The sequence below is a fragment of the Streptomyces recifensis genome, from assembly GCF_002154615.1.
Lineage (GTDB): Bacteria > Actinomycetota > Actinomycetes > Streptomycetales > Streptomycetaceae > Streptomyces > Streptomyces griseoluteus.
Genome location: NZ_MUNH01000319.1, coordinates 1 through 7,671, shown reverse-complemented (window position 1 = coordinate 7,671; position 7,671 = coordinate 1). Strand labels below are relative to the sequence as shown.

Here is a 7,671-nt window from a genome sequence, read left to right as displayed (position 1 = left end):
GCCTCCGCGGTGCGCCCGGCCGGCCACAGCCAGCACGACAGCCAGCGCAGGCCCTCCCCCTCGCCCAGCCGGTCACCCCGTGCGCGGCGCAGCCGCACCGCCGTACGGCGGGAAGTCACCCCCTCGTCGAGGCGGCCGGACAGCAGACAGGCCTGCGAGTGGCCCTCCAGCAGGGAGGTCTGCTGCTCGGCCGGCAGGTCGTCGGCGTACCGCAGGGCGCGGGCGTACTGGGCGGCCGCTTCCCGGTGCGCGCCCGACGCGGCGGCGTGGGCGGCTGCCGCGGGCGCGTACTCCAGCACGGCGGCCGTGTCCTCGGCGCCCTCCGCATGGTCGGCCAGCGGCACCAGGTCGTCCGCCGTGACCGGCCCGGACCGCATCAACGCCAGTGCCTGGCGGTGTACTCGCAGCCGGTGGGCGGCGGGTACGGCCTCCAGTACCGCCTGCCGGGTCAGCTCTTGGCGGAACTCGGCCGTGCGCCCCTCGGTGCGTACGATGCCGCAGGCCACGGCCTCGTCGAGAGCCTCCTCCGGAGCCGGCAGGATGCCGGCCGGCAGCGGCAGCGAGACCCGGCGTCCGAGGACGGCCAGCACGTCGACCACCCGGCGCGCCGAGGCCGACAGGCCGGCCAGGCGGCCCGCGACGGCCTCGCGCACCGTGGCCGGGATGGGCTCGGTAGGGGCGGCCAGGACCGAGGTGACGATGAACGGGTTGCCGGCGGACACGCGGTACACCTGCTCGGCGTCCACGGTGTGTCCGGCGGCCAGTCGGGCCACGGCCCGGCGGCTCAGGGGGAGCAGGTCGTGGCGGTGCACCCACGGATAACCGGCCAGGGTGCCGAGGAGGGCGGTCAGGTCGTGGGTCCGGCCGATCTCGTCGTCGCGGTAGGTGACCACCACCAGCGCCGGAACGCTGGGCAGGCGCCGGGTCAGATGGCGCAGCAGGTCCATCGTGGCCTCGTCGGCCCAGTGGACGTCCTCCACGACCAGCAGGCTCGGATAGGAACTCAGGTCGGCGAGCAGGCAGTCGAAGAGCTCGTCGGAACGGCAGGTGCCGGCCAGCGCTCCGGTCAGGGCCGTGCGCGCCGCGGCGCCCAAGTTCGGAGCCAGGTCCATCAAGGGGCCCAGCGGGCGTGGAGTGGCCAGCGGATCACAGGCGCCCGACAGCACCCGGACGTGGGGATCGGCCAGCCGGGCCAGCCGGTGAACAACGGCGGTCTTGCCGATGCCGGTCTCGCCACGCACAAGGGCCAGGCGTCCCGGGCCGCTCACTGCCACTTTCAGATGGCCGGTGAGGTCCTGGAGAACGGCCTCTCGCTCTAGCAGGTCCATCAACGTCAGTTTCTCTCCGGGGCCGGAGCCGCGCAAAAGATCCAGCCCGATCCCGGCAGGTAGGCCGTCGGGACGGTAATGCCCGGGCGCCGCGCCGGGACCTGGGGTGTGCCCGGGGTGGAACTTGGGGTGTTCGCCCGATGCGCCGCCGGAGACGGCGGCGCATGCTGGTCGAGGAGTTCCAAACCCGGGCTCCCCCGCGCCTCCGGGAAAAGACTGCGGCGGTCCGCCGCGTCCTGATGTCCCGGAGTTGAGGCGGCTTGAGCCCCAGGGCTACGGAGAACGCCCTCCGTAAACGAATCGGGGCCGCGAACCGGCAGGTCCCGATAGTCCCCGGAAAGGAATCATCATGCAGAACTTCGCGAAGCGTGCGGCGCTGGTGACGGCATCGGCTGCCCTGGCTGCTGGGGGTGCCCTGACGCCCTCGTCCGCATTCGCCACCCCGGCGCCCACAGGAACTCACGCGACGACGCCGGACAAGCCGTGCCCGAAGGGGAAGAACTGCAAGATCAACCGTAATGCTCAGGGCCGCAACACCCAGGGCGGCGTCCAGGGCAGCGGTAGGGGGAACACGCAGGGCGGAGTCCAGGGTGGCGGCACCGGTAACACGCAGGGCGGGGTCCAGGGCGGCGGCACTGGCAACACCCAGGGCGGAGTCCAGGGTGGCGGCACCGGTAACACCCAGGGCGGTGTGCAGGGTGGCGGCACCGGTAACACGCAGGGCGGTGTGCAGGGTGGCGGCACTGGCAACACCCAGGGCGGTGTGCAGGGTGGCGGCACCGGTAACACCCAGGGCGGTGTGCAAGGCGGCGGCACTGGCAACACCCAGGGCGGGGTCCAGGGTGGCGGTACCGGCAACACCCAGGGCGGTGTGCAAGGCGGCGGCAGGGGGAACACGCAGGGCGGTGTGCAGGGTGGCGGCACTGGCAACACCCAGGGCGGGGTCCAGGGTGGCACCGGTAACACCCAGGGTGGAGTCCAGGGTGGCACCGGTAACACGCAGGGCGGTGTGCAGGGTGGCGGCACTGGCAACACGCAGGGCGGTGTGCAAGGCGGCGGCAGGGGGAACACGCAGGGCGGTGTGCAGGGTGGCGGCACTGGCAACACCCAGGGTGGAGTCCAGGGCGGCACCGGTAACACCCAGGGCGGTGTGCAGGGTGGCGGCACCGGCAACACCCAGGGTGGAGTCCAGGGTGGCGGCACCGGTAACACCCAGGGTGGAGTCCAGGGTGGCGGCACCGGTAACACCCAGGGCGGTGTGCAGGGTGGCGGCACCGGTAACACCCAGGGCGGTGTGCAGGGTGGCGGCACCGGCAACACCCAGGGCGGAGTCCAGGGTTAATCGATAGACGGAGTTCATCACCCCGCGGAGAAAGTCTCCGCGGGGTGATGCCGTGTTCTCCCATGTCGATCGCCCGGCACGCAAAGAGCCGCACCGTCACGGCGCGGACCGCAGGCACTCTGTACGGGTGACATCGCCTGTGTCGCTGTAGTAAAGCGGTGAGGGGGTGTGACTAATTTGGTCCGCAAGAAGTCCTGTCTGCAGTCTAGAAAGGCCTACCGTGAAGCGGGTCGGAATCTACGCAACCCTGTCTTTTGCCGCTGCCATGGCGCTGACAGGCGCAACGGCAAGCCAGGCCTCCGCGGAAAACCGCAACTATCCGGGATATCCGGCGGAAGTCACCGTTGTTTTCAACCATGGGTATTACGGCAATGTCTTCAACACCCAGGGCGGTACCCACAACACCCAGGGCGGCACGCAGGGCGGTATCGGCAACACCCAGGGCGGCACGCTGAGCGGCAAGGGGAACACCCAGGGCGGTGTCCAGGGCGCCGGCAACGGCAACACCCAGGGCGGCACGCAGGGCGGTACCGACAACACCCAGGGCGGCACGCAGAGCGGCACCAACAACACCCAGGGCGGCATCACGCAGGGCACGAAGGACGCGGAGAAGAAGATCACCGCGCGGACCTTCGAATTGATCAATGACGGCCTGAACGGATGACGAGGCCGCTGCCGCGGTGTCGCTTTCGGGTCGTGCCCTGGCTCGCGTAGGCGCCGGTGAACCGGAATGCAGGAGGGGCTCCCGGCACGGTGCCGGGAGCCCCTCCTACACGTACGCGGAATGTGTGCGAACCGGAGTCAGAACGTCCCCAGCTTCACGATCGACAGCAGCGCGATCAGCTGGATCGCGGACGCGCCCAGCGCCTTCGGCCAGGGCAGGTCGTGGGAGCGGGAGACCATCAGGGTGAGCAGGGCGCCCGCGCCGAGCCAGGTGATCCAGCCGATGACCTGCACGAAGCTCGCGTCGCCGCCGAAGAACATGGCGAAGACCAGGCGCGGGGCGTCCGTCAGCGACATGATCAGCATCGACAGGCCGACCGTCGGCTGCCAGGCGCCGTCGCCGCCGAGCTGGCGGGCCAGCGTGTGCGTGACCACGCCCAGGATGAAGGCGCTCAGCACCATCGCCACGGCCGAGATCAGCACGATCGGCACCGCGTTGGTGAACGTCGCGCCGATCACGTCCGCGCGGGCGCCGTCGAAGCCGAAGACCGCGAGCAGGCCGTAGAGGAACGTCACGATCAGGGCGGGGCCCCACATCGTGTAGTCCCGCATGCGGAGGAAGGTCGGGTCGGGGTTGAGGACGACCCCCTTCAGCAGTTCCTTCCAGTGCAGCGGCGGCCCGGACGGGCCGGGGGACTGCGCCGAGCCCGCGTGGTAGGTCTCGCCCTGGGAGTAGGCGGACGCCTCGTCGATGGAGAACGCCTGGGTGTGGCCCGGCTGGTTCGCCGCGTACGGGTCGTGCCCGCCGTGCCCGCCGTGGCCGGGGTCGCCGAAGTACTCCGGTCCGTCGTTCACCGGCGCCGGGTATCCGTACTGGTTCCCCTGCGGGTGCCCCGTACGGCCCTGTGGGTAGCCGTAGGCGGGCCCCCGCTGCCCGTGGTGCGGGGCCTGGCCGCCGTACGACGGGCCCTGGGGTGCGTGCGCCTGCTGTCCTTGCGCGGTGCGGTTGTCCCGGTTCCCGCGTCCCATCCTGAATCCAGCCACCCGTCGAACGTACCTGCTCCCGGCCGCCCGCGTGCCGGGCCCGGGGGGTCGGGCCCGGCATTGCGGCCATCCTGTGACATCCCCTAAGGGACCGTCAGGGCCGGATCAGGGGCTCAGCCGTTCAGGGCCGTCCCGAAGCGCGGGCTGCCCGTGGTGGCGACGCCGGTGGCCGCCGGGCCGAAGGAGAGCGCGCCCGCGGTGACGGGGCCGCCCGCCGAGCCGCGCAGTGACCAGACCGCGCCGTCTCCCGCGTCCTCGCCGGGGGCCGCGACGGTCAGTTCCGCGCGCCGGTCACCGGAGTGGTCGGCGAGCAGGACACGGGCGCCGAACCGGTCGCCCTTCTCCGACGTGCCGGGGACGCCCGCGGTGTTCTGGCCGAACCACGCGGCCTGCCGGGTGGTGAGCCCAGTGGCACTGCCGCGGAGCAGGGTGACCGCGCCGGCGCCCGCGTCCTCGCCGGGCGCGCCGACGGCCAGGTCCATGAACCCGTCCCCGTCGACGTCGCCCAGCGAGACACTGCCCCCGAAGGCGTCGCCCGTCTCGGCCCCGCCCGGCACGCCCGGAGTGTCCTGGTCGAGCACCAGCGGCGCGCGCGAGGTGTCCTTGCCGGCCGGGCCGCCGTAGACGACGGTGACCCTGCCGCCCTTGGCCCCGGCCGGGTCGGCGGACCGCTCGGCGGGATTGCCGACGACGATGTCGGCGTACCCGTCCTTGTCGATGTCGCCGATCGCCGAGACCGGGCCGGCGGGCAGGCTCTGGAGCCAGTCGCTGTAGTTGCCGATGGACGGGTCGGCGATGAGGTCGGTGACCGTGCCTCCCGCGCCCGGCCGCCGGCCGTGCACCACCAGGCTGGTGGACCAGGCGGCGGAGACGTTCCCCACGCTCATGGACGTGACGCCGTACGCGGGGGAGTAGGCATCGGTGACACCCGAGCCGGAGGCACCCTGCCAGGCACCGGACCTGGTGACCGGACCGTTGAGGAAGGACAGGCCGACGGACCCGGTGGAGCCGATCGCCACGTCGAGGTCGCCGTCGTGGTCGAGGTCACCCACGGCCAGCGACTGCCCGTAGCGGTCCTTGTCCTCGTGCCAGTAGTCGATGACCCCACGGGCTCCGGACAACCCGCTCCGGCCGCCCCAGACGACGACCACCATGCCGTCGTTGGTGTCGCCGTCCACGTCCTCGCCGGGTGCGCCGACCAGCAGGTCCGCGTAGCCGTCCTTGTTCAGGTCGGCGCTCGCCACGGCCGTGCCGAAGGCGTCACCGGCCTCGGCGGCGCCCGGCACTCCGGCGGTGTTCTGGGTGATCAGGGTGCGGGTGGCCGTCTTCAGCCCGGCGGAGCCGCCGTAGACGACCGAGACGGCACCTGCCCCCGCCCGGCCGCCGACGGTGGCGTCGGGGGCGCCGACCGCGAGATCGATACGGCCGTCGCCGTTGAAGTCGTACGGGGCGGCAGCCGGGGCCGCGTGGGCGGGCACGCTCAGCGCGAGCGGGGCGACGAGCCCGGTGAGTGCGAGGGCGAGGACGCGCGTACGCATGAAGGGTCCTTGGGGAGGCCGGAGTCGGGTGCGGGTCACGGGGCGATCGCCCAGGCGAAGTCGCCCGTGCCGGTCACGGCGACGTCGCGGGCGGCGATGAACTTGGCGGAGCCGGTGGTCAGGCCGGACGCCGAGCCCCGAAGGACGGTGACGGCGCCGTGGCCGTCCTCGCCGCCCGCCCCGGTCACCAGGTCGGCCTTGCCGTCCCGGTTGATGTCGAGCAGACGGACCGACTGGCCGAACCCGTCCCCGGTCTCCGAGCCGCCGGGTACGCCCTTCGAGTCCTGCGTCCAGCCCTGGGCGCCCTTCGTGGTCAGGCCCGAGGCGGAGCCGAACAGAATGGTCACCGACCCGGCCCCGAGGGCCTTGCCGAGTGCCTCGCCCGGCGCGCCCACCGCGACGTCGGCGTAGCCGTCGCCGTTGATGTCACCGGTGCCGACCGAGGAGCCGAACGCGTCGTCGGACTCGCCCGTGCCGGGTACGCCGGTGGTGTCCTGGTGGATCACGGTCGGGGTCTGCGCGGGGTCCGGGCCGGCCGGGCCGCCGTACCAGACGGTGATCTGGCCGCCCTTGTGACCGGACTTCTTGGTCCCGGCGGGGTCGGAGGCGTCGCCGAGCACCACGTCGCCGTAGCCGTCGCCGTTGATGTCGGCCACCGAACCGGCCAGGCCGTCCGCCTTCGGCAGGCGCTTCATGGCGTGCTTCGTACCGGTCCAGGTGTAGTAGATGATGTCGCCGCCCTCGTCGCCGTCGACGAGGAAGGGGTAGAAGCGCTCGGCCGCGCCGTCGCGGTTGAGGTCCCCCGCGAACGTCTCGGTGGTGGAGCCCAGTTCGCCGACGCCGGTGTTGGTCAGCGGGGTGCCCGAGCGGGTGAAGGGGCCCCGGTACAGCCGGGTCTGGGTGCGCCCGGTGAGGGTCAGGTCGAGCTTGTGGTCCCCGTCGAAGTCGGCGATCGCGATGCCCCGGCCGAAGTCGCTCCACTCGGGCAGGGCGGCCGGCTGGGGCACCAGGGCACCGCCGGACAGGCCCGACTTGCCACCCCACAGGATGGTCGCGCTGCCCACCTGGTCCCGGTCGCCGATGCTCTCGCCCGTGGCGCCCACGACGAGGTCGGAGTAGCCGTCGCCGTCCAGGTCGCCCGCGGCCAGGCCCGCGCCGAAGACGTCGCCCGCCTCGGCGGTGCCGGGAACCCCGGCGGAGTTCTGGGTGATCACGCTGCGCCTGGCGGCGGAGACGCCCGAGGCGGAGCCGTAGAGCACGACGACGGCGCCGGCCTGCTGGGCCCTGCCGACGTCGTGGCCCTGGGCGCTCAGGGCGATGTCCAGGTACCCGTCACCGTTGAAGTCACCGGACAGCCGGGACGGCGCGGCGCCGGCCGGGGTGGCGGGCAGTGCGGTGAGCAGGCCGGTGGTCAGAGTGGCGGCCAGAAGAAGGACGCGCTTGCGCAAGGCGGGCTCCGAGCGGGAGTGGGCGGGGCCCGCACTGCTGCGTGCCGGGCCGGACGAGGGACCGCCGACGGCCCGCGGGACGCGCCGTCGGCGATCAGGAGACCCGCGGTGAAAGGTAAAGGTTGTACGTGAATCCGGTGAACGCGTGCGGTCGCCGAAGACGCTGGTGAAGCGGGGCGTGCTGCCCGTGGAGGCGTCCGGAACACCGGTGCCGTCCGCCAGCTTGCCGGGCGACCGCGATGCGGTTGGCGATCACCGGACCGACACCAGCCTCCGGGGCGGGCGGGGCCCGGCCCGGAGGCTGGTGT

At 72.6% G+C, this 7,671-nt stretch carries 6 protein-coding genes; 2 read left to right on the top strand and 4 right to left on the bottom strand.

Features of this window, described 5'->3' with window-relative positions; genetic code table 11:
- On the bottom strand, positions 1–1,328 hold a 1,328-nt coding region (locus CCN33_RS17830; RefSeq protein WP_167387884.1), incomplete at its 3' end, for an ATP-binding protein.
- A gap of 349 nt (positions 1,329–1,677) precedes the next feature.
- Here CCN33_RS17830 and CCN33_RS17825 point away from each other — a divergent pair.
- Entirely contained in the window at positions 1,678–2,670 is a 993-nt protein-coding gene (locus CCN33_RS17825; RefSeq protein WP_140394579.1) for a hypothetical protein, read from the top strand.
- Between the two features lie 220 nt (positions 2,671–2,890).
- Positions 2,891–3,334: a hypothetical protein gene (locus CCN33_RS17820; protein WP_140394578.1), complete on the top strand. Its 444-nt coding sequence runs from the start codon at positions 2,891–2,893 to the stop codon at positions 3,332–3,334.
- Positions 3,335–3,471: 137 nt separating this feature from the next.
- Here CCN33_RS17820 and CCN33_RS17815 read toward each other — a convergent pair whose 3' ends face one another.
- From CCN33_RS17815 to CCN33_RS17805, 3 genes are all read right to left on the bottom strand, one after another.
- Complete coding sequence (locus CCN33_RS17815; protein ID WP_086694582.1) at positions 3,472–4,377, bottom strand: Yip1 family protein; 906 nt, start codon at positions 4,375–4,377, stop codon at positions 3,472–3,474.
- A 113-nt stretch (positions 4,378–4,490) separates the two neighbouring features.
- Positions 4,491–5,915 carry an FG-GAP-like repeat-containing protein gene (locus tag CCN33_RS17810; protein WP_244173850.1) on the bottom strand — a complete coding sequence of 475 codons (1,425 nt, stop codon included), beginning with the start codon at positions 5,913–5,915 and terminating at the stop codon, positions 4,491–4,493.
- 35 nt (positions 5,916–5,950) lie between these two features.
- Entirely contained in the window at positions 5,951–7,363 is a 1,413-nt protein-coding gene (locus CCN33_RS17805; protein WP_086694580.1) for an FG-GAP-like repeat-containing protein, read from the bottom strand.
- Positions 7,364–7,671: the final 308 nt, after the last annotated feature.

Coding starts and splice junctions, on each gene's coding strand:
- CCN33_RS17810 (WP_244173850.1), bottom strand. CDS start 5,915: ATGCGTACGCGCGTCCTCGCCCTCGCACTCACCGGGCTCGTCGCCCCG.
- CCN33_RS17825 (WP_140394579.1), top strand. CDS start 1,678: ATGCAGAACTTCGCGAAGCGTGCGGCGCTGGTGACGGCATCGGCTGCC.